Annotated in this window: 16 protein-coding genes and 1 tRNA gene; 11 read left to right on the top strand and 6 right to left on the bottom strand. The window is 59.3% G+C overall.

What is annotated here, in order from left to right:
- Positions 1–854 precede the first annotated feature (854 nt).
- Both HNE04_RS14770 and HNE04_RS28540 read right to left on the bottom strand, forming a co-directional pair.
- The gene (locus tag HNE04_RS14770) at positions 855–1,076 is read right to left on the bottom strand and encodes a hypothetical protein (protein ID WP_172220327.1); all 222 of its coding nucleotides are present in this window, start codon (positions 1,074–1,076) and stop codon (positions 855–857) included.
- A gap of 73 nt (positions 1,077–1,149) precedes the next feature.
- Complete coding sequence (locus HNE04_RS28540; protein WP_172220330.1) at positions 1,150–1,482, bottom strand: helix-turn-helix domain-containing protein; 333 nt, start codon at positions 1,480–1,482, stop codon at positions 1,150–1,152.
- Between the two features lie 682 nt (positions 1,483–2,164).
- Between HNE04_RS28540 and HNE04_RS14780 the strand changes: the two genes are divergently transcribed.
- The 6 genes from HNE04_RS14780 to HNE04_RS14805 all read left to right on the top strand — a co-directional run bounded on the left by HNE04_RS14780 (position 2,165) and on the right by HNE04_RS14805 (position 9,116).
- Positions 2,165–2,863 (top strand): TnsA endonuclease N-terminal domain-containing protein, encoded by a 699-nt coding sequence (locus HNE04_RS14780; protein ID WP_172220333.1) that lies wholly within the window; start codon positions 2,165–2,167, stop codon positions 2,861–2,863.
- On the top strand, positions 2,851–5,142 hold the full coding sequence (locus tag HNE04_RS14785) for a hypothetical protein (RefSeq protein WP_172220336.1): 2,292 nt from the start codon (positions 2,851–2,853) through the stop codon (positions 5,140–5,142). The genes HNE04_RS14780 and HNE04_RS14785 overlap by 13 nt, the downstream gene beginning before the upstream one ends.
- Positions 5,139–6,374, top strand: coding sequence for an ATP-binding protein (locus HNE04_RS14790; protein ID WP_172220339.1), 1,236 nt, complete (start codon positions 5,139–5,141; stop codon positions 6,372–6,374). The genes HNE04_RS14785 and HNE04_RS14790 overlap by 4 nt, the downstream gene beginning before the upstream one ends.
- 187 nt (positions 6,375–6,561) lie before the next feature.
- Positions 6,562–7,806, top strand: a complete 1,245-nt coding sequence (locus tag HNE04_RS14795; protein WP_172220342.1) for an ATP-binding protein — start codon at positions 6,562–6,564, stop codon at positions 7,804–7,806.
- A 16-nt stretch (positions 7,807–7,822) separates the two neighbouring features.
- On the top strand, positions 7,823–8,851 hold the full coding sequence (locus HNE04_RS28545; protein ID WP_407926604.1) for a TniQ family protein: 1,029 nt from the start codon (positions 7,823–7,825) through the stop codon (positions 8,849–8,851).
- A 185-nt stretch (positions 8,852–9,036) separates the two neighbouring features.
- Positions 9,037–9,116 (top strand) — tRNA-Ser (locus HNE04_RS14805).
- Between the two features lie 818 nt (positions 9,117–9,934).
- Here the strand turns inward: HNE04_RS14805 and HNE04_RS14810 are convergent.
- Complete coding sequence (locus HNE04_RS14810) at positions 9,935–10,561, bottom strand: DJ-1/PfpI family protein (protein WP_235964995.1); 627 nt, start codon at positions 10,559–10,561, stop codon at positions 9,935–9,937.
- Positions 10,562–10,763: 202 nt separating this feature from the next.
- On the opposite strand from HNE04_RS14810, the gene HNE04_RS14815 reads away from it, so the two are divergent.
- Genes HNE04_RS14815 through HNE04_RS14830 form a run of 4 tightly spaced genes read left to right on the top strand, consistent with a single transcriptional unit; the run spans position 10,764 to position 13,573 of the window.
- Positions 10,764–12,083, top strand: a complete 1,320-nt coding sequence (locus HNE04_RS14815) for an MFS transporter (RefSeq protein WP_172220351.1) — start codon at positions 10,764–10,766, stop codon at positions 12,081–12,083.
- Between the two features lie 60 nt (positions 12,084–12,143).
- On the top strand, positions 12,144–12,545 hold the full coding sequence (locus tag HNE04_RS14820; protein ID WP_172220354.1) for a cupin domain-containing protein: 402 nt from the start codon (positions 12,144–12,146) through the stop codon (positions 12,543–12,545).
- A 9-nt stretch (positions 12,546–12,554) separates the two neighbouring features.
- Complete coding sequence (locus HNE04_RS14825; RefSeq protein ID WP_172220357.1) at positions 12,555–12,878, top strand: ferredoxin family protein; 324 nt, start codon at positions 12,555–12,557, stop codon at positions 12,876–12,878.
- 50 nt (positions 12,879–12,928) lie between these two features.
- Complete coding sequence (locus HNE04_RS14830) at positions 12,929–13,573, top strand: helix-turn-helix domain-containing protein (RefSeq protein WP_172220360.1); 645 nt, start codon at positions 12,929–12,931, stop codon at positions 13,571–13,573.
- A 480-nt stretch (positions 13,574–14,053) separates the two neighbouring features.
- Here HNE04_RS14830 and lhpI read toward each other — a convergent pair whose 3' ends face one another.
- Genes lhpI through HNE04_RS14845 form a run of 3 tightly spaced genes read right to left on the bottom strand, consistent with a single transcriptional unit; the run spans position 14,054 to position 19,996 of the window.
- The gene (lhpI, locus tag HNE04_RS14835; RefSeq protein WP_172220363.1) at positions 14,054–15,028 is read right to left on the bottom strand and encodes a bifunctional Delta(1)-pyrroline-2-carboxylate/Delta(1)-piperideine-2-carboxylate reductase; all 975 of its coding nucleotides are present in this window, start codon (positions 15,026–15,028) and stop codon (positions 14,054–14,056) included.
- Between the two features lie 17 nt (positions 15,029–15,045).
- Complete coding sequence (locus HNE04_RS14840) at positions 15,046–18,507, bottom strand: molybdopterin-dependent oxidoreductase (protein WP_172220366.1); 3,462 nt, start codon at positions 18,505–18,507, stop codon at positions 15,046–15,048.
- 13 nt (positions 18,508–18,520) lie between these two features.
- Positions 18,521–19,996, bottom strand: a complete 1,476-nt coding sequence (locus HNE04_RS14845) for a short-chain fatty acid transporter (RefSeq protein WP_235964996.1) — start codon at positions 19,994–19,996, stop codon at positions 18,521–18,523.
- A gap of 104 nt (positions 19,997–20,100) precedes the next feature.
- Between HNE04_RS14845 and HNE04_RS14850 the strand changes: the two genes are divergently transcribed.
- Entirely contained in the window at positions 20,101–21,030 is a 930-nt protein-coding gene (locus tag HNE04_RS14850; protein WP_172220369.1) for a LysR family transcriptional regulator, read from the top strand.
- The last annotated feature ends 433 nt before the right edge of the window (positions 21,031–21,463 follow it).

Raw genomic sequence — 21,463 nt, forward strand, 5'->3', positions numbered from 1 at the left:
AGCGCTGGGGGTTTCTGCCCAAGCCCATCAGGTTCAACAGTGTTTGCAAGTTCATGCCCTCATGGTGGGCGCTACACTGCTATTTGTGAAGTTGAGATTTCTGATTCCACTTATCAGCATTCCTGATGCGTGAACTAAACCTGGACCAGCTGCGAACTTTGGTTGCTGTTCTGGTCAATTACAGTCGCGGACTGACAATTAAAGTCACGGACTCACGATTAAAGTCCCGGACATCTTCCGAGGGGCCCTCGCGTTCCGCGACTTTGCGACAATAAGCCGGGGTGAATGCTGCCCTAGAGAGCAGTGAGTCAAGCTCGCGGTCGCTTCTATAAAGCGCTGCAAGCAGAACACACACTAATTCCGTACGGCGGCGGTTCCCAAGAAATGAACTCGAATCGAATGCCGGGTCCCGCTCACCGGCCGATTTGAAACGCCAGCTGGGATAAAAGCTCTCCAGCCAGGGCCTTGGCGTTCTAGCGAGAACTGCGTCGGAGAACATCGGTCGCTTAGCTTGAGGCGCCTCTTTGAGTCGTGGAAGGCCGAGCTTTTTCGCTTTTGCGAAGAGATATCGATAGAAAAGCCAGCGGTCGGCGCACTTTCGATGAAACAGGCAGTCGCAGGCGTGGAAATACCTGCGGAAGAAATTTTGCTCCTCCCTCGAAAACTTGGCCCAAGACTGCCAGCCGCTAACAATCTCGCCTCGTCCGCCGTATAAGTCAGCATGCGACTCGGCGACCAGGAGCGGCTGAAAGTCGTGTTTCGCGCACCAATAGATGCCATCCAGCTGGTGTAGCCTGCGCGCGTAGGATCTGCCGCGAACGCTCCAGTCCTCGCGTGCACAAATGGGGCAAAAGTTAAGCTTTCGCGAAATTAGCGCTCTGTCGCTGAGCACGGAACTTTTGGTCGCACGAACGAAAAGGGGCCTCGGTATGCTTCAGGACGAAATCATCAAGCCCATTCCCGGAAACGGCCGCCAGCAGGCTGATGATCCTGGCTTCAGGTAACTGTGATTTCGTTGGCCAGTTGAGCACCGCTTCGGCATATGCAAGCGCCGCGGCTTCGCGTTGTCCGTTCATAAGGACAAAGTCACCGAGATAGCTTCCCGCTATTTCCTCTGGCAGGATCCGCGGCCTGTACACATCGAGCCCCCTAGGGGTTTTCCCGCAGCACCGAAAGCGTCCGAATCACTGCAGCTAGCGCGCAGGCGTGTCGAGGAGTGCCATCCCACGTTTCTGCGAGCGCGCTCATCAACTCCCGATTCTTCGCGACCGATGCGCGTCCAGCTGTACGGCCTCGAGAGCCAAATACATATCTGCATATTTTTTCTAGGCTCTGTCCCGCCTTCTTGCCTTTACCCGAGAGTATCCGGCTGACCTGGCCCTGGCTAAGGCCAACGGCTTTTGCTATTTGCGTTTGGGAGAGCTTAAGCCGCTTCGCATGTTGAGCTAGCGCGGCGGGAGCAACATGAGCTGCATAGTCCACTTTGAATATTCCTCATGCATATACACATACCTAATGCAAGTTGAGAGCTTTTCAAGCAAGACTAGCCCAAATCCGGCGAAATTCAAAGTCCAAATAACTCAGTTTGCATAGTTATCAACCTACAAACTGAAGACAACGAAAACTATTTAAATCTCAAGCACTTACGGCCAGAAAAAAGCAGTTTGAGTAGAGACCTCTCCACTGCAATACTGCGCCCTGACGAAGAACTAGCGGTCGCTAAGGACCGGTTAGATATTGCTAGGGCTCTTGGAGCTAGACGCCAGCGCGTGTCATATCGCGCCGCAAAGAGAAAGGGCCAACGATGTACAAGATCGTTGGCCCAAGTACCTTCATCTCAGAAGGCGGGACGTTTGAATGTCACCGAACTCTAACCACGTTTGAACCCGTGGTCAAGTCCCGCTTTTCAGTCCATTTCTGAACAAGGATGGAGGACGAAACCATGGGACGCAGAAAAGGTCGGCGATTCACGCCGCAGCTATTTGACAAATGGGACAGCGAGGGACGTGGGAGGGGCATCCACCAAGACTTTCAGCCTTATCACCAAGTGCGCAGGAGTGATCCCCCGTCGCGGGCCCCTTCGACCATAGCGCCGACCACGGACAAGATCAGCAGCCGGCACACACTCAGCGACGGAGAGTTGCTCCTAGCGCACTTCGTGGCCATGTTGCCTCACGTTGATGACAATCGAACGCAGTACCGCTTGAACCTAAGCTATCACGCGGGGGAAATCACTGAGTACTGCGAGCCCGCGGCCATGGAGTGCTACCGCGGCACCATCCAAATTGCCAAGGACCTGTGCATTGCACATCCGCTTGTGCGTGCAAAAGGGGAAAAGTCTGCGCCGTGGCGGATGACTACAGATTGCGTGGTTACGCTACGCCAGCCAGGACACAGCCGCGTTCTTCTAGCACTCAGCTTCAAATCTGATCCACTTCGGTTGATTTCGAGCCGAGACAGAAAGAAGCTTGCGATCGAGCGGGAGTACTGGATGTGCCAAGGCCACGAATGGTTGCTCATCACACCAGAGGTGTATGACTCCGCAGTGGCCGAGGCCCTTGAGCGCAGCTACGGCTGGGCGATGGGCCCCATCGCGTCCTCGGACTATTGTGAAGAGGCCGCTCACGTGGTGAAGGCCAGCCGCTATGTGACGCTCCAACAGGCCTACAACTTAGTGTCAGCGTCGCTCCAGTGCGATCTGAGTCAAGCGCAGAAGGTTTTCTGGCAGGCGGTATGGGGCGGACTTCTTCCAATAGATCTTAGACACACGCTTTGGGTCACAAACCTACTTCGACACATTTCCTTAGATGAATTCCAGGACGCAAATCCCGTTTCTGCACGGAGGTCGGCATGGATCACGTGATGTTCAACAATGTGCTGAGGTTCGACTCTGAGGATCTGAGTGGCTTTTATCGCGTGATCGTGGCCACAAAGAGGGCAGACTGCGTGCTGCTCTATCGCATCCGCAGCCTCAAGGAAGACCCAAAGAATACGTTCCAGACAGCCAAGCCGGAGGACGGATCGATCAAAAAATTTGCGGCGGAAGAACGACGGCGATATCGCTGGGTGAAATGGTCCGAGCTGGAAGCAAGTGAGTTCAAAGTCGTGGCGATAGGGAAGGCACCCGGCACCCCAGCGGCCGACATGCCGCTGCCCGGCAACCACGCACGCTACTTTGAGACCCGCAAGAAGGTCATGTCATCCTTTCTCGAATTGCTCGTAGTTGAGAAGGCTTGGCTAGGTGCCAACGGGTTCGCCAAACTCGTTCGCGCAAATGTTAAGGAGCACGGGGTGCGCAGGGGTTCTATCTACGATTGGTGGCACCTCTTATGCGCAAAGGGCTTCGTACAGGAGTCCCTACGTCCGCAGGTTCACCGGTGTGGTGGACCTGGCGAGAAACGGCCATGGGGCGCGAACAACTTCAGAAAATTGCGCAAAGCGACTCCTTGCGTTCCTCGGCTGAAGCCCGGTCGGTACACAAATAAGGAGCGTGATGAATGCGACCTAAAGAAGGTACGAAACCAGCCTCCTGGATGGAACCCGCAAGATGAGCGTTCGCTTATTGCCGCCTACCGGCAAGCGCATGCGAAGGAAAAGAAGAGCTTCACTAAGCTTCTGCCCGTGCTCATCCCCGAGGTATTCGCCACCGAGTTTGTTGAGATAAACGGCGTTCTCACACCGGTGATGCCCTCCGAAGGAAGTTTCCCAAACGTCAGAAGCGCCAGGCGCATCATTACAAAGGAACTCGGCGCTATACAGCTGCTGCGCGACCAGACAACGGCTGGCCACTTCACACTCAACCACAGAGGCTTGGTGGGGCGCTCCTACAAGGGAGTGCCAGGCCCTGGACACCGGTACGGTATTGATGCGACCCGCGGTGATATTCACCTCCGCAGCTCCATAAACCGTTCGTGGATAGTCGGTCGACCGATCGTCTACCTAGTCGTTGATACTTGGTCAACCGCGATCGTCGGCTTCTACTGTTGTCTGGAAGGCCCGTCGTGGGCAACAGCTCAAGTCGGTCTCTATTCAACCGTTTGCGGAGCGGACCTCGTGTCTGAGATCTGGGGAGTTCCATACCTGCCTTCGCTAGTACCCTCGCCCACCATTTGCCGCGATCTGGTGGTTGACCGAGGGGAGCTATTTTCCTCAAGAGCTGCTTTGGCAGCGGACAGAATCGGCTGGTTCCACAAAGTCATGCCGAGCTATCGCGCGGACCTAAAAGGGTGGTTGGAAGTCCTGCACAGGATTCTGAAGGACCAGATGTACGCCTTTGTTCCAGGTGCGATCAATGCGCGAAGAAAAGAGTATGAACTTCGAGGCGACAAATCGAAGGAATCCACTTTGACGCTCCGTGCCTATGCCGCCGTGATCGCGCTAGAAATCGAGCGCTACAACTGTTGTGCTGATAGGCGCTACCGGGTCACGCAAGAGATGATCGAAATAGGTGTGGTTCCTACGCCGGCCGGCTTGTGGAAGTTCGGCCATGACGTAGGTCTAGGTTACCGCAAGTATGTTGACGGCCAGCTGCTGATAGAGGAACTCCTTCCGAAGATTGACCTGCGGGTGACAAGACAAGGGCTGTTCTTCGGAAGATTGGAGTACACCGGACCGCGGGAGATTGTCACGGATTGGACGGTGCGTGCACGCAATTTCGACAGTTTTCGATTAGGCGCCCACTTCCACCCGGGATCGATCTCCCGGCTGTGGGTGCCGGACCAGCAGAATGGAGGCGTTATCGATTTGCGACTGTCGATGCAGGCCGTAGCAAAGCCGGAAACGACGTTTGATGAAGCAGCAGATTTCCAGGTTGCTAGCACTTGGGACAACGCACGGCATGAGCACTCCCGGACGACAAATGAAATAGGCATCAATGCGCGTCGTTCCGCAATCCTCGAGCGGGAGAAAGAGCTGACGTTGGCTGCTGACGCCAACGCCAACAAAGAAATTCCGTCAACGCAAGAAGCACGTGCGATGGAGCTCGAGGCTAGCCGCGGCGCGGGATCTGGCACGGCACCTACCCAAGGTAGCCGTGCGCTGCATGCTGAATCGGGATACGAAGCTCAAGGGAGCTCTCGCTATGAGCAGATGCTTCAGTCCGCCATGGACCAGGCGCTGCCGGACGGAGCAGCAGGATCATGAACACTCCCAGCATTTACCGCGACAACATACTGATCGAAGCATGCGGGCCAATTCTGACCGAAGCCGCACTACTGAGACACCTTATCGCGCTTCCACCCAATCCCGTGCGTAGCAGCTCCTGGCACAGACACCTCGCAATGCATGAAATGCAGTGCATCGAAGAAATATTCATACCCCGAGAGGTTTCACAGAGGCTCGCGCTAACGATCAGCATCTGTGTTCGAAATGGGTATCGCCCTCGCAACCCGGCATGGGCCGCGACGGCAGCCATGCTACGCGGAAAACCTCATCCGCAATACGCTTTGGCGGCGCCACTGATGTTATCGGTGTGTGGAATTTCAGGATCAGGAAAATCGAAGTCGCTGCTGCGCAGCGCGATGCAATTTCCTTGGCAAGTGGTCCTTCACGAAAAGTTCCCTAGAGTGGTGGGAGCATTCCAGCAAATCATCTATCTCTGCATCGACGTGCCGCCCAGCGGAAAGCTGGTCGACTTGGCAAAGGAGTTGCTAAGGAAGACGGACGAGGCTCTCGGAACTGACGAATTTTCTGCGATATGCCGGTCTGCAAGCGCTAGGCCCTGGGACCTCTTCAACCTATGGCTTCTCGTTGCGAGACGCCAATTCGTCGGCATTGTGATCTTCGATGAGGCTCAGAATCTTTTCAAACTTGAAACGAAGCGTGCGCGAGAGAAGGGACGAAAACTTGAGAACTTCCCGCGCGAGTTGAGATTGGTCGAAGACGAGACTTTGAAAGCCATTCTCGTCATTGCGAATACCTGGAAGATACCGGTGGCTTTCTCCATGACACCGGATGGAATGGAAGCATTCAACACCCGCTTGGCTGCCACGCAACGACTGTGCGGGGAAGGACACTACCAGTTTCCACTATCCGCATCTCCCGATGAGGAGTACTTCTCGAAGACATTGTTTCCAGCATTGGCGACATACCAGTACCTTCCAAAGCCAATGACGATAGGACCCAACGAGCGAGCCGTCTTTTACGAGGAAACCGCGCTGGTTCCGAGAATTCTTATCAAGGCTTGGCGCCTTGGCCAGCGAGTGGCCATTGAGCAAGGTGCGAAGCATTTTGGAGTCGAGCATGTGCGGGCTGCGATGGCCACTTACCTCGACCCCGTCAGACCAGCGGTAAAGGCTTTGCTATCCAAGGACCCCATGGGCCTTCGCCTATATGAGGATCTTCTGCCACCACCTAAATTTTGGGATAGCGTTTAAGCATGACGGTTTTCGCGCCTTGGCCACTTCATGAGCCGTCAAGCAACCCGAGGAGCTATCTCCGCCCAGCCGCCGGGCCGCAAATCGAATGTAGCTCCCGCGAGGAATACGCAGATCATGGTTCGTCTCGCTACGAACAGATGTTGCAAGCGGTACTGGCTCAGGGACCGGTTACGAAGCAGGTTCAATGATTGCCCTTCCTAGCATCTATACGGGAAACATCCTCATCGAGGCATGCGGGCCCATTCCGACAGAGAAAGACCTCGTAGCGGGACTAGTTGATATCCCCGCGAGGTCCGAGCCAATCACCAACTGGCAATCGCAATCGCACCTGGCGCTTCATGAAATGCAGGCGCTCGAGGGCCTGTTCGTTCCTCCGAAAACGTCAAAGGACATTGCGCTGACGGTGGGTCTCGGCGTCCGGAATGGCTACAGAGTGAGAAACCCCGCCGCGGCAGAGACCGCGAGCATGATTCGTGGCCGGCCTCCGTCGCAGTTCGCGCTCATTCCGCCTTGGATGATGTCGGTCTGCGGTATTCCGGGAATTGGAAAATCACAATCGATTTTGCGCAGTTTGATGCAATTTCCGGGGCAAGTAATCGAACACACCAGCTTCCCGGGCGTGGTCGGGCCATTTCTACAGCTCATTTACCTGCACATTGACGTCCCTGGTACTGGCCGCCTCATCGATCTGGCGAAAGCGCTGATGCGGGCTACAGACGAAGCTCTGCAAACGGATGAATTTGCTGAGGTCTTGCGAGCCAAGAATTCAAGGCCGTGGGACCTGTTCAACCGCTGGCTCCAGGTAGCGCGGCGGCACTTCCTTGGTGTTGTGTTTTTTGACGAGGCGCAAAACCTTTTCAAGCTGGAGACGAAACGAGAGCGAGAGAGAATCCGCAAAACTGAAACACGACCGCAAGCGCTCAGGCTGATTGAGGATGCGACGCTCAAGGCGATTCTCAACATAGCGAATACTTGGAAGATTCCTGTCGGGTTCAGCATGATGCCTGAGGGTTTGGCGGCGTTCGAAACCAGGCTTGCTGCCACGCAACGGCTTTGCAGCGAGGGCCATCACGAGTTTTCTGTGGCAACGTCCGCGGAGGACTGGTACTCTGCCAATCAGCTCTTGCCAGAATTGGAGTTGTATCAGTATTTGCCTCAGCGCATGACCATCGGACCGGTGCAGAGGCAAGCCATTTACGAAGCGACTGCGTACAACCCCCGAATCATGATCAAGGCCTGGAAAATGGGACAGCGCGTTGCGATCGAGAAGAACTCTTCGCGCTTCAAGATCGAACATATCCGGGCAGCGATGGACACCTACCTCGCACCGCTTAAGCCTGCCGTTAAGGCATTGCTGTCGAAAGATCCAGAGAGGCTGCAGATGTACCAGGATTTGTTGCCTCCGCCAAAATTTTGGCAAAGCGTTTAGGTCCTCCATGCTGGCAATGCCATTTTTACAGGCCTGGAACGGGGATGAGACGGTTTATTCCTGGGCTTCGGCTCACCACGAACTCCGGGGTGCGCGGTCAACAGAGGAAACCAGCCTTTTGCTTTTTGGCCGCAGCCGAGCCTGCAGACAATACGACTTTCCGACGGGGTTGGCTTACTTCGCGAGATGGTCCGGAGAGCGTCTGGGAGACCTAAGTGAACTTTCCATCAGACGAACCCAGTTGGAGGAGTGGCGTCCCCTTTGGTCAAGCCAGCAACTCGCTGGAGTACTGCGGACGCTACCGTCCGGTCGACATATACGGCTCCAAGTGGGCATTGCGGCAAGCAGGCTCGGCTTTCGACGGCCGCTGCGATACTGCCCTGCGTGCTGTCAGGAGCAGGTGATCGCATGCGGCACTACAGCTTGGAGAGTTCCCCACCAGCGTATGGCAGTGTTGGTTTGCACTGACCACCGCTGCTTTCTTCACGAAGTGCTTCCCAACGGACATCGGTGGATACTGCCTCCCCTTTCATTACCGAGAAGCCGGCATCTACCTCTCGACGAATTGAGTGACTTCACGAGGCTGGCTGACGTCGCCCACTCATTTGCTCGGTTAGGCAACGGAATGTCAATACATGATCACGCCAGGGCTCTTCGAACGGCCTTGGCGCAAGCAGGTTCGGCGCGAGTAGATTTAGGGAGAGCTTTGGCGTACATGGATCCGGGGCGCCTGAACGATTGGTTCGTGGACACACGTAGTGGAAAAGCCGCCCGTAATGCTTTTCCAAATGTGTTTCGAATGTTCGATACGGGGTGGATCGTTCCGCTACTTCGGGGGCAGCGTTCTGGCCATCCGTTTATGTGGCACGTGTTGTGGGCAGCGGCGCTAGAACACCTCGAGGCGTCTTTGGTGGGGCCGCTTGTCCAGCGCTTTCTTCAACCTATTATTCCTCAAGCTCAGGAATCGTTTTCGGAAGCAGCAACGGGAAGCAGACACTTGTTCCCGTGCGTTGAGCGGTCGTGGTTGAATCTCCCTCGACAGTAGAGGCCGCCCTTCGTATTTGTGTTCGACCTCGCACCCTCAAAAAAGGCAAGGGCGAACTCCGGCTGGCGTGTAAAGGCGATCCCTTGCAGCAGTCCGAAAGTGCTCAGCTTCATTCAAAGGAACATTGTGGCGATGACGCTCGGGCGCCCGACCCTTGGCAACTAAATTTGACTAGGTTGGCTGAGGAGCCATTCGCCATCGACAGCGAGCACAAAACGGGCTCTTAATCCGTAGGTCGAGTGTTCGAGTCACTCAGGGCCCACCACTGAAATCCCTTCGGGGACGCCGGCCAGCTATCTTTTTGATAGCTGGCCGTTTTGTTTTGGGGTCGGTGACAGTCTGGTGACAGTTCCACCTCCTCCCGGGCATGCGCGAAGCTGGAGGGGCACTCTGGCCTGCGATGCCGGATGACAGCCCGGAGCATAACGCCCAACATCTCGGCCGCGCCGATTCGTGGGGCTTGGCTGTTGCGAGCGGCTAGAGAGCGGCATCTCTTAGCGCGGCGGGTTCTTAGTGAGTAGGGACGACTTGACCGCTAACGAGTATCGAATAATCTGCGCAAGAATCCGCCAACCCACTCGACCAATTTACTTGCGACTACAAAGGGAAGAACCAGCGGAGCGCCCCACAGGCAAAGGAAGACCCAGGTTGCCGTATCGCACTGACGTCTCAGCTTGAGCTCGTGCACGCCGAGTATTGACCCGACAATAAGCCAAGCAGTTGCGGCGAACCCGAACACCCCAATGGAGCCCAGCCAGTACATTCCAATCGTGCTCCAGCTCATGGCACCCGCCCACGCCTGAACGAGGCGAGCCGTCCGACCGTACTGGGTTTGCCTCTTGCACTACTCATATCAACCACTCCGGTGACTTGTCGCAGTATGGCTCAGCAGTCGGGTACCTTCCGCGATGAATCGCGCGCTGGCGGCTACATGGTGGCGGCATGATCACAAGGCGAACCACAGGCCATCCGACCAACCTGCGGCAGCACGCTGCTCTGCGCAGAACCGGGTGGGCCTGATGGCGCTGCCCTCCTTGCTGTGGCAGGTGGCGGATCGCATGCTTGCGCGGCCTTGACAATGACTCAAGCTGGCAGCGGCGCTGCAGTTTGGCCGAAGCGAGCCCGATTCGCATCCCGCGCCGCGCCGTATTCCATGATGCGGGCGACCTCGTCCGCGGCGTCTTTGCCATACCGCTTCTCAAGCAGGTACAAGACGGCGTCAATACACAACGTCACCCCGCCACCCGTGATGACAGCGCCGCTGTCCACCAGCAGCGCGGCTTCCGGCCGAACTTCCGGGTAGCGCTCTCGCAGTTCATGCAGCGGTGAGACTTCCGGCGGCACGACCTCTATCTTGGTCGTCGCACTCAGGCCATCAAGAGCGCCCGCAGCGGCCAGGATCATGGCCCCGGTACATACCGAACAAACCAGTGCCGATGGTGCAACGCGGCGGATGAACGCGAGGACGGCCGGATCTTCCGATGCCTTGCGCCAGCCAGGCCCGCCAGGAACCAGGAGCACGTCCACTTCCTCGACTTCTTCAAAGCTCCGGCTGGGCACCACGAGCAGGCCGTTGGAGAACTGCACGGCTTGCCTGTCGCGAGCGAGCGTTTCGTAGGACAGCCCGGGGATGACACGCTTGGCCATGGAAACGACGCCAATGGCGGCAAGGTCGACAGGCTCGATGCCTTCATAAAGGAGAAAACTCATTTGCATACGCGGCTCCGAATGGTTAAGGGTTTACCCGTGGTTGTCTATTGGGAAACAATCGTACCATCTCTTTCAATCAGCTGGCAACACCCGAAGCCATCTGAAATCGCTCTGCCGCCATTAACAAATGCACGACGTGACGCGAGTCTCGAGTTAAGGATGTTGCTCATTGGGCAACTTTTTCAAACACACTGGAGCCACCATGAGTTATTCCGCTGTTGCGCACGAAGCACCACCGACGACGGCAAGCCCCTCCGAAGTGAAGCGCGTGGTATTTGCCAGCTCGATCGGCACCATCATTGAGTGGTACGACTTCCTTATCTACGGCACAGCTGCCGCCCTGGTATTCAACAAGCTCTTCTTCCCCGCGGCCGATCCGCTGGTGGGAACCCTGGCAGCGTTGGGCAGTGCCGCCGTCGGTTTCTTTGCGCGCCCGTTCGGCGGCGCGGTGTTCGGGTACCTGGGCGACAGGCTGGGGCGCAAGTCCATGCTGCTCCTGACGTTGGTGATCATGGGCCTGGGCACTTTCGCGATCGGCTTGCTGCCCACCTACGACCAGATCGGCATCTGGGCTCCCATCCTGCTCATCACATTGCGCATTGTCCAGGGGATCGGCCTGGGCGGCGAGTGGGGCGGCGCGGCATTGATGGTGCTGGAACATGCTCCCAAGAACCGCCGCGGGTTTTGCGGAAGCCTAGTTCAAGTCGGATTCCCCATTGGTCTCATTCTTTCCGCCGGCGTATTCGCGCTGGTGTCCAAGCTGCCTGAAGAAGATTTCCTCTCGTGGGGCTGGCGAGTGCCGTTCTTGTCGAGCGTGGTCCTGGTTGCCTTGGGCACCTTCATCCGCGCCAAAGTGGCCGAGTCGCCCGTGTTCCTGGAGATGAAAGCCAAAAAGCAGATCTCGCACAACCCCTTCAAGGAAGCGGTGTTCCAGAATCCGAAGAACTTCCTGGTCGCGGTGGGCCTGAAGATCTGCGAGGTGTCGTGGGTGTACATGCTCACGGTTTTCATGGTGGTGTACGCCACCAAAAACCTCGGCCTGCCGCGGTCACTCATGCTGGACGCCATCATGATTGCCGCCGCCATCGAAATCGTGACCATCCCGCTGTTTGGCTACCTCTCGGACAAGGTGGGCCGTCGGCCGTTCTACTTTGCGGGCACGTTGTTCACCATCGCCTTCGCATTCCCGCTTTTCTGGCTGATGGAATTGCGCGATCCGCTGGTGGTGATTGCCGCCATCGCCGTAGCGCTGAGTTTCGGCCACGGGCTGATGTTCGGCCCGCAAGCGACCTACTTCCCCGAACTGTTCGGCGCCAAGGTCCGCTACACGGGCGCTTCGTTCGGCTTCCAGGTTTCCGCTGCGATCGGCGGCGGGCTGACGCCGGTTCTTTCCACCTTGCTCGTGAGCAAGTTTGGCGGCACCGTCGGAGTCTCGATCATGCTGATCGTCCTGGCCCTCATCACCATGACCGCTGCGTTCTACGCCCGTGAAACACGCGACAGCTCGGTGCGCGAATTCTGATCAACCAGTCTCAATGCCTATCCCCGACTGGCAACCGGGAACCACCCAAAGGAGAAAATCATGTCCGCAGTTTTCAAGGAACGCCTCGCCGGCAAGCTCGACCCCACGCCTGGCGGCTCCATCTACGTTGACCCGGCGACCATCGAGTGGACGCCCTCGCAGTTTCCGCGCATCAAGATGAAGGTGCTCTACCGCAACGACGACGAGGGCGAGATGACGGTGCTGCTGAAGTGGGAGCCGGGAGCCGTGCTTCCCTTCCACAAGCATCCCGAGATCGAGCAAAGCTATGTGCTCGAGGGATCGTTTTCCGATCACGACGGGATCTGCCGTGCCGGCCAGTTCGTCTGGCGCCGGCCCGGCTCCCTGCACGAGACGCGCTCCGACGAGGGTTGCACTATCCTGGCCATCTACCGCAAGCCCAACATCTTTTTCAATGCGGCCGGCTTCGAATCCAGCAAGTGATTGCCCGGGATGACGTACGTCGTTACGGACGCGTGCATCGGGTGCCGCTATGGGGACTGCGTCAGCGTCTGTCCCCAGGCGGCGTTTCACGAAGGGCCCAACTTCGTGGTGATCAACCCGCAAAGTTGCGCCAACTGCGGACTCTGCGAAATGGTCTGCCCGGTGAGCGCGATCGTGGCCAAACAAGATCTTGGGGAAGACAGAGCATGGTGCCTTGAGCTCAACGCGGAACTGTCCGCGCAGTGGCCAGTGGCCAGGGAAACCAAGCCCGTTGCCAAAGCCGACGAGAATTCCTTCCTGGTTGGGAAGCGTCACCTGCTACTGCTGCCTTAGCCTGCCCTGCAAGAACCTGCTGGTAAACTTGCTGTTTAGGCAGGCAACGCGTGGCAACCAAAGTCAATCCCAAGAGCGGCCAAAAGGCACTGACGGCGCCGATAGAGGTGCCGGCTCACGTTGAGTTGGGCGCTCGCCTCAAGCAGCGCCGGCTGGACGCTGGTCTTACTCTAGCCGAGCTTGCGGAGCGGGCAGGCTTTGGAAAGGCCTATCTCTCCCGTATTGAGAACGGGAAAAAAGTACCGCCCATCGGCACCTTGTCCCGGTTGGCTGACGTCCTGGGTATCGAGGCCGCCAGTTTGCTGACGGACAACAGTCAGACCCGCGTCTGGCGCGGCGTGAGTGTCGTGAAACGGTCGGATAAGCGCCCGACGGTGATGGGCGGCAGCGCGTTCGGCTACGACTACTTCGCTTTGACTGATTCCACTCATGGAAGAGCGCTGCAGCCCTACCTGTTCAATTTTCCGGACAAAGTGGACAAGTTCGTCTTCTTCGAGCACGAAGGCGAAGAGCTGATGTACGTGCTGACCGGGCGCGTGGAGTGGCAAGTAGGCATGGACAAATTCATTCTGGAGCCGGGCGACACCATCCACTTCGACTCCCGCATCCCACACCGCGGCCACAGTTTGTCGGGGCCCGCAACGGCCTTGGTGGTCATGTTCTCCCCCGCGGGATCCAAAGCCAGCTTGGCTTAGCGTCAGCACCTGGTTCGCGTCGAACCGCTTTAGATACGCATTCCGGATCGGGCGATTTGATTCGCGCCGGTGGACATTGCCAAAGCAGCGGTCCATCTCGCGTGCGACGAGTCGGAGTATGCCGTGGGCAGAGAGCTTGTTCTGGACGGTGGTTTCGCGACCCTGTAGTTTGGGATGGCCGCTCTCGACCCAACGCAGACTACGCTCGATTTACTGAGGGGCCTCGATACGTACTACGTTCTGAGCTCTACCAGCTGCAAGTTCTGGCTCGCTTTCTACTAATCTGCGCATCGCGCGCCACACAGAACCAAACGTACGTCCCGCCCTGTGCGGATTCGCTATGTGTTCGACTTGTCCAATCGTGTCGCCTGGCCTGAACCCAGAACGAATTAGAAAAAGAGCCGCCTCTTCTTGCCAAAAGTTTTCAGTGCAGGCAATGGTTGATTTTTCGCTTGATCCCATGCTCAACTTAACTCCAAATTAGTTGATCACCACCCTTGGCGGGGACGAAGTATCGATGCGCGTCATGTGGCCTGCTTCGTAGACGAGAATCGCCGCCGCGAGATCTTCTAATGCGGTTCCAACCGACTTGAACACGGTTCTACTGCCCTCTGGGCGGCTGCCAGTCGGCTGGGCACACAGTGACGCCAGCGTGCCCTCGACATCGCCTGGCGCAAACACGCCGCGGGATATGGGGCCTAGGAGGTCGCCACTCTTCTCCAGTGCCTCTTCGGTGTCGATGTAAATCCTTGCGCCGGCAAAGCAGGCATCGTCGGCCTCACGCATGTTTGGCGTAAAGCTGCCGATCAGATCCAGATGGCTGCCTTCGGCGAGCCATGCGCCCTGCACGACGGGGGTCGTAGCCAGCGTTGCGCAGCAGACGATGTCCGCTTGCGCGACGGCTTGATCGAGGCGGGCGGCGATCGTCGCACGTACACCCAGCGACTGAAGCTCGGCGACCAGTGCACCTGCCTGGGCCTCCGACCGGTCCCACACGGATACCTCTTCGATGGGCAGCACTGCTCCATAGGCCTGCGGAATCAGCTGGCCGACGCGTCCTGCGCCGATCACAAGCAGACGGGACGCATCCGGCCGGGCGACTCGCGATGCTGCCAGGGCGGAGGCAGCAGCAGTGCGACGCGACGTGATCTCGTTGCCGTCGAACTGTGCGACAGGGGCGCCGGTCCTTGCGTCGTAGAGCAGGTACGTGGAGAACAGGCTTGACAGGCCGCGCTCTGCGTTGGCGGGGAAGATATTGACCGTCTTGACACCCAGGTAGGTATCGTTCCACGCTGGCATGATCAGCACTGTCCCCGCAGGAGCGTGCGATGGTCCGACCGCATGCACGTGACGCGTCGGCACGACGCAGCCTTCGATGAACATCAAGCACAGGGCTTTGATCAGGCGGTCGAATGGCATGAGTTCGCGAGTGGTGTCGCTGTCGAAGATCTTCATGGAGTCATTCCTTCATTTCATGCGTCGAGCACGATGTCGCCTAGCGGCACAGCTTGGCAGGCCAAGCACATCGCAGGGTCTTCCGGTTCGGCTCCCGACAGGTGCGTGACCCGCCCAGACACGATGCGAACGGCGCAGCTCTCGCACTGCCCAACGCGGCAGCCGCTCGGCATTGCCACACCAAGCGACTCGCCCAATTGCAGCAGCGTGCCGTGGGCGGGCGTCCAGTGCGCCTCTGATCCACCGGATTTGGAGAACGTGACCTTGCACTGCTTGAGCCCGTCGGCCGGCATCGCGGCCGGCGAGCGGAACGCCTCGCTGAAGATGTCGAACGCGGGCACGCCCCGCTGCATGAGCCCGGCTCGCAAGGCATCCATCATTGGCTGCGGACCGCACAGGTAAAACCGCGCCCGGCGCTCGATTAGCAATCGATCGATCGCGTCGGCGGCTATGAGTTCGGCGCTGTCGTAGTCCAGCCCCAAGCGGTCCTGAGGCAGTGGCGCGCTATAGTGATTGACCACCCTGAGTCTGGGCAACCGGCCTGCCAACTCTGTGATGCGTTGGCGAAACGCATGCAACCTGCCGTTCTGGTTCGCGTAGTACAGCATGAGCTCGGGGGTCTCGCGTTGCTGTAGCAGGGTTTCCAATAGGCTCATGAACGGTGTGATGCCGATGCCGCCTGCGATCATCACCACCGGCTGTGCGCAATCGCGCGGCAGGACGAAGCTACCGGATGGTTTTGTCAGTTCGACCAGGTCGCCTACCTTCAGTGCGTGGTGGAGGAAGCCGGACACTTTGCCTTCGAATGCGCTTCCATCCGCTGTGCGCCCTGCCTGGCGGCGCACGGCGATCGTGTAGGCGCGCCTGTCCTCCACTTCGGCGGCGCCGGTCAATGAATAGGCGCGAGTCAGCGTTTCTGCGCCATTCGATGTGTTCACGCGGATCTGCAGATGCTGGCCCGGTAGGTGGTCCGGCAACAGCCGCCCGTCCTCGGCTTCGAACTGGATTCCGAGAACGCCCTCCGCCTTGGGTTCCAGCGCAGCCACCCGGAATCGACGCCACCCAGCCCAGCCGCGCTGCCGCTCACTGACATTCGGATCTCTTTCGATGTCGCACAGGAATGATCGGTGGGCCACGGAGCCGCTGATCGGGTCGCAGTCCTCGGCAGAGATGAGGGTGTTGAAATTACTTGACGCCCTGCCCGAGGTCGGGTAACCCGGCTGGCCAATTTCAGGACAAGCTTGCCACCAGCCGTGTTCCGCGATGATCAGCCCGTGGGCGAGCGACCGGAGTAAGCGTGCGACGAAGCGCGCTTGCCCGATTCGCGTCGATATGCGCACCCAATCCCCTTCGGCGATGCCTTTTTCCGCGGCGAGGGATTCGGCGATCTCCGCGACAGGGTATGGCGCGCGCCGGCGCAGGGAAGGCAGCGAACGATGCTGGCTGTGACAGTAGTAGCCATTCTTCGCCGAACTCAGGACGTAGGGAAAGCGGCCGTGTCGCGTGCGTGCAGGATCGAGAGGACTTTCAGCCGGTTCGATGTGCGCCGGCAGCGGCGAATAGCCGTGCCGGAGCAGCCGTTCGGAATAGAGCTCCACGCGGCGGGTCTCCGTGGCGAATCCCAGCACCCCACCTTCCTCCGTGCGCCGCGTGTACTTGCGCTCCTCTGCGTCGATTCTCGCGGCCATGCCTTCTGGATGCTCCCGCAGCTGAGCCACTGATAGGCCAAGCGGCTCGAGCATGTGGTTCCACCCCGCTTCAAGGCTGCCGCCGAAAAACTCCTTCCCGAGTCCCAGTCGTGGCGCGAGATCGAAAAGCACATCAGTGTCCGATCGGCTCTCTCCCCGGGGGAGCACCATGCGCTGACGGAGTTGGACGTGCGCCGCGGCCTTGGCGTCAATCTCGAACCCAACGCGCAGTCCCTCGCGTTCCCACGGCGTGTTGATCGGCAGCAGGATGTCAGCGTAGCGCGCAGAGGGTGTCTCGAAGAGATCGCACTGCACACAGAACTCGAGCGCCGCCAGCGCAGCCTGCGCCAGGGCCGTATCGGCCTGCGCAACGGGAAGGTTGGTGCCGAATGCCATCATGGCTCGCACGCGATAGGGCTTGCCTTCCAGGATGGCCCGGTAGGTGTCGCGTGCCGTCACCCAGCCTTGCGCCGGCGGACCCAGCGGCCGCTGTTCGAGACCGAGCGCCTTAGACCGTTGGTGCGGATCCAGGAGGTCCAGAGCATTGATGACCCGATGGGGTGGCTTTCCGAAGAGCCGGTTACCGCCGGCGCGGTCGAAGCAGCCAAGGAGTGCGTAGAGCGTAGCGATTGCTCGTTCGGTCTGTGTCGCATTGGTGTGCTGCCCGACACCCGTCCACGCGTGGTAGGCGACGTTCGCGCTGCGCGCCAGCAAGTCCGCCGCCGCCACTAGCTGTTCCGCAGGTATACCGGTGATGTCGGCGACGCAGCCAGGCGCAAAGGGCTCACACTGGCGTGCGAGAAGCTCGAACGCCGGCGTGCAAGCGATCTGCCCCGCGCCAGCCTCCGATGCTGGGATGGGCACAAGGAAGTCACCGCGCAGGGCGAACTCACCCGCGCCCTGCGACGTCGCCTCCTTGGCGGTATCGTAGGCAGCCGGGGCGGACAATTTCCTGTCCCACACGACATACGCGTCTTCCGCACAATCAGGAGCAATGTCCCGCATGCGCAGGAAGCGACCCGTGTCGGTCCGCACCAAGAACGGTGCATTGGTCCATTCGCGCACGAACGCGATATCAAAACGCTCGCTGCGGATCAGCAGGCGCATGAGGCCAAGTGCGAGCGCCGCATCCGTCCCAGGCCGCACGGCCAGCCAGCTGTCCGCCTGCGTGGCGAGGGACGTGGGCCGCGGATCAACGACCATCAGACGAGCGCCTGCAGCCCGTCCGCGCTCGATCGCGTTCGCCTGTGCCAGCCAAGTGTTAGTGGGGTTGTGGCCCCAGAGCAGCACGAGGTCGGTGTTGGCGTAGTCCGCAGTGGGCATGCCGCACCCGAAAGTGAATTCGTGTGCGAAATCCTTGTGCCAGTTGCACACCTCGGTCCCGTAGCAGATGTTGGGGCTGCCGAACAGGCGCACGAAGCGCTCGATCCATTCGATGCTGTCGGAAAGCGGAGTGCCGCTAGGCGTTGTGACCGCAAACGCAACGGCCTCGGGGCCGCTCTCGCGCCGGATGGTCGCAAGCCGATCGGCGATTTCGGCGAGCGCCTCTTCCCAGCTGATCCGCTGCCAGCCGGGATCGGGGTCCGTCTTAGGGCGTGTGCGGCGCATCGGATGGAACAGCCGGTGCGGACTGTGCACGAGCTCGGGCGCTGCCCTGCCCTTCATGCACATGGACTGGCCCGTGGGGTGCAAGGGGTTTGGCGTGACCGCGACCAGGGAATCGCCCTGCACCGTGTTGATCGTGCCGCAGCGCGACCGGCAAAGCGTGCAGTAACCCGGTTTCTGTTCCATCGCGTTCACTGGATCACGGCATGACCGGCGGCAAGTACGTCAGGGTTCTGCCAAGGAACCACAACATGAACAGCACCAGTGGAACGTGAACCACGAGCTGGAGGAAGGTGAATCCAACAATGTCCCTGGCTTTGAGGGCCAGGACACCAAGCAGGGGCAGCATCCAGAACGGATTGATTAGGTTCGGCAGAGCCTCAGCAGCGTTGTAAACCTGCACTGCCCAGCCGAGGTGGACCTTCAGCTCATTGGCCGCCTGCATGACATAAGGCGCCTCGATGATCCACTTACCGCCACCGGAAGGAATGAAAAACCCAAGCAATGCCGAGTACGCGCCCATCACGACTGCGAACGTGTCTGTCGTCGACAAGCTCACGAACAGGTGCGCGATCCGGTCCGAAAGGGAAATACCTCCGTCCCCTTTTGCCGCGGTCATCATGGCTGCGATTGCGCCATACAGCGGAAACTGGATGATGACGCCGGTGGTCGCCGGAACCGCTTTCGCCACGGCCTGCAGAAAATTCCTGGGACGCCAGTGCAGCAGAAGCCCGAGCATGAGGAAAAGCAGGTTGTACGTGTTCAATGCGGAGATCGCGACCATCGGGCTCTTGCTCGAGAACTCCAGCCACAGCCAGCCGGCACCGAGTGCAACCAGCACGAGGGTCAGCAACGGGCTGTGCTCGAACCATTCACCCGGCCGCCGCGGCGCCGCATTCGGCGCGACGCGGGGCTCCATGACGTCCACTCCGAGCTTGGTTGCGCTGACCGCGTGCGCACCCACGGGCGCAGACCAAACGGCCAACAGCGTGGACACTGCAATCAGCACTGCCGCCATCAGCATGGACTGCCACAGGAAGATCGTTTCCGAAAAGGGAATGACGCCCGTGATGGCAAGAATGCTCTTTGGCAGGCTTGATGCGTTGGCCTGCAGCTGCGCGGCGGACGAACTCAGGCCGAGCGCCCATGTCGCGCCCAGCCCAAGGTATGCCGCCGCTCCAGCGGCGCGGTAGTCCATTCCGAGCTCTGTACGGCGGGCGAGCGCCCGGACATATAACGCGCTGAAGATGAGGCTGACACCCCAGTTGAGGAGCGAAAGCAACATGCTAATGCAGGCGACCCATCCCACAGCCGAACGACCGTTAGCTGGCAACGCGGCGAGGCGCGAGATCAGCTTCGCGGCAGGCGGTGACGTAGCCACTGCATAGCCCCCGATGGCGACGAGCGCCATCTGCATCGAGAACACGATGAGGCTCCAGAAGCCGTCTCCGAAGGCGCGGGCGACAGCCTGCGGCGCCGAGCCGTTAGCAAACGCCGCCAGCGCAATCAGCGCCACGGCAAGAGCCGCGAAGACGAAAGCGTCGGGGAACCAACGCTCGGCCCAGTCCGTGAAGCGCAGGCCCAATCTAGTGAGCAAAGGCGCCTGCTCCTTGTTTTCCTCACGCTGCCGTAGGTCCGGGGTAGCGGCACTTGCGGGAATGTTCGCTTTCATCATGGTGTCTCCTACTTATTGAGCCGATGGTAGGAAAATCTCGACAGAATTGAAAATTCATATAATTTGAGACGCTGTATCAATCAGATTTATTCCTCGGGACGATCATGGTGACCCTCAAGCAACTCACGCATTTCCTGGCGGTGGCGGAACTCGGCCAGGTTTCCCGGGCGGCGGACCACTGCCACGTCACCCAGCCGGCACTGACGACATCGCTGAAGAACCTAGAGTCAGAGGTCGGCGCCGAGCTGTTCGTCCGACACTCGGGAGGACTCAGGATCACGCCGCGCGGAGAAAACTTCCTGCAGCACGTACAGCACGTCTTTTCCACATTGGAGAGCGCGATCGGTGAGGCGCGCAGCGAGACGAACAGTGCTGAGGGCATGGTGAGCCTCGCCATCACGGACACTGTTTCGGGCTACCTCCTGCCGTGGCTCCTTCCAGTGATTCGTCAGCAGCTTCCCCAGGTGGAGGTGAAGCTCCAAGAGCGGAACCGGGACGAGATCGAGAAAGGCCTTCGAAGCGGCAGGCACGACTTGGCCATCGTGCTCGTCTCCAATCTTTCCGACAGCAAAGACATCGCGCGCGAGACTCTCCTGCGCTCACCACGGCGCCTCTGGACCTCGTGGGATCACCCGCTGGCGCGGCGGTCAGACGTGTCATTAAAGGAGGTAGCCGCCATGGACTACATCCTCCTGGACATGGACGAGCATGTCGACACAGTGAAGCGCTATTGGGCCCGATTCGGCCTGGAACCAAAGATCGTTTTCCGCAGCAAGTCGATTGAGGCCGTCCGCAGTTTGGTCGCTAAGAACGAGGGCGTCACCATCCTGTCGGATCTTGTCTACAGGCAGTGGTCGCACGACGGTGGCCGGATAAGACGGTGGCCGTTGACCGATTCGATCCCATCGATGGACCTGGGGCTGGCGCAGGTGCGCGGCTTAAAGCTCACACCCGCAGCGGCGGCCATGGCCCGCGTGCTAAGAATCTCGACTCGGGCGCTCAGAGGCGATATGGCTCCAGTCGCAGTGGTCTAGGACGCCAGCGGTTTCACGCGGGTGATGCCCCCTTGGCAGCGGACACGGCGCGGCGCGGCTCCAGTCCCCTCTGGCCGCAAGCGACCATATACCCGCGGACTCGCAATCCGCCGGTCGGACAGCAGATGCTGGCGGAGATCGTCTCCGCCCAGGCTGACAGCCGTGAAGGCTGTCAGCCCGTCTACATGGCCTACCCAACATGTATTCCCCAGCGCTCCCACGTCGAGACGCGTTTGCCACAGGGCGTACGTCTGGACGTCGTACCGAGCGTCGGACTATTAGTCCGTAGGTCCCTGGTTCGAGCCCAGGTCGAGGAGCCAAAATCCGGGCACGCATTCCGAAAAATTACATTGGTGCCCCACCTATCCCCCCCAACATCAAGACCCCGTACTGGCCCTCGGGGATGCAATTCGGTCCATCCGTAGGGAACAGG

The sequence above is a fragment of the Caenimonas soli genome (assembly GCF_013155545.1).
In the GTDB taxonomy this organism is placed as follows: domain Bacteria; phylum Pseudomonadota; class Gammaproteobacteria; order Burkholderiales; family Burkholderiaceae_C; genus Ramlibacter; species Ramlibacter soli.

Bases quoted from the DNA above. Each gene is read 5' to 3' on its own strand.
- lhpI (WP_172220363.1), bottom strand. From the start codon at position 15,028: ATGAAGATCTTCGACAGCGACACCACTCGCGAACTCATGCCATTCGAC.
- HNE04_RS14810 (WP_235964995.1), bottom strand. From the start codon at position 10,561: ATGAGTTTTCTCCTTTATGAAGGCATCGAGCCTGTCGACCTTGCCGCC.
- HNE04_RS14770 (WP_172220327.1), bottom strand. From the start codon at position 1,076: ATGAACGGACAACGCGAAGCCGCGGCGCTTGCATATGCCGAAGCGGTG.
- HNE04_RS14845 (WP_235964996.1), bottom strand. From the start codon at position 19,996: ATGATGAAAGCGAACATTCCCGCAAGTGCCGCTACCCCGGACCTACGG.
- HNE04_RS28545 (WP_407926604.1), top strand. From the start codon at position 7,823: ATGCCATTTTTACAGGCCTGGAACGGGGATGAGACGGTTTATTCCTGG.
- HNE04_RS14820 (WP_172220354.1), top strand. From the start codon at position 12,144: ATGTCCGCAGTTTTCAAGGAACGCCTCGCCGGCAAGCTCGACCCCACG.
- HNE04_RS14780 (WP_172220333.1), top strand. From the start codon at position 2,165: ATGTTGCCTCACGTTGATGACAATCGAACGCAGTACCGCTTGAACCTA.
- HNE04_RS14815 (WP_172220351.1), top strand. From the start codon at position 10,764: ATGAGTTATTCCGCTGTTGCGCACGAAGCACCACCGACGACGGCAAGC.
- HNE04_RS14795 (WP_172220342.1), top strand. From the start codon at position 6,562: ATGATTGCCCTTCCTAGCATCTATACGGGAAACATCCTCATCGAGGCA.
- HNE04_RS14790 (WP_172220339.1), top strand. From the start codon at position 5,139: ATGAACACTCCCAGCATTTACCGCGACAACATACTGATCGAAGCATGC.
- HNE04_RS14825 (WP_172220357.1), top strand. From the start codon at position 12,555: ATGACGTACGTCGTTACGGACGCGTGCATCGGGTGCCGCTATGGGGAC.
- HNE04_RS14850 (WP_172220369.1), top strand. From the start codon at position 20,101: ATGGTGACCCTCAAGCAACTCACGCATTTCCTGGCGGTGGCGGAACTC.
- HNE04_RS14785 (WP_172220336.1), top strand. From the start codon at position 2,851: ATGGATCACGTGATGTTCAACAATGTGCTGAGGTTCGACTCTGAGGAT.
- HNE04_RS14840 (WP_172220366.1), bottom strand. From the start codon at position 18,507: ATGGAACAGAAACCGGGTTACTGCACGCTTTGCCGGTCGCGCTGCGGC.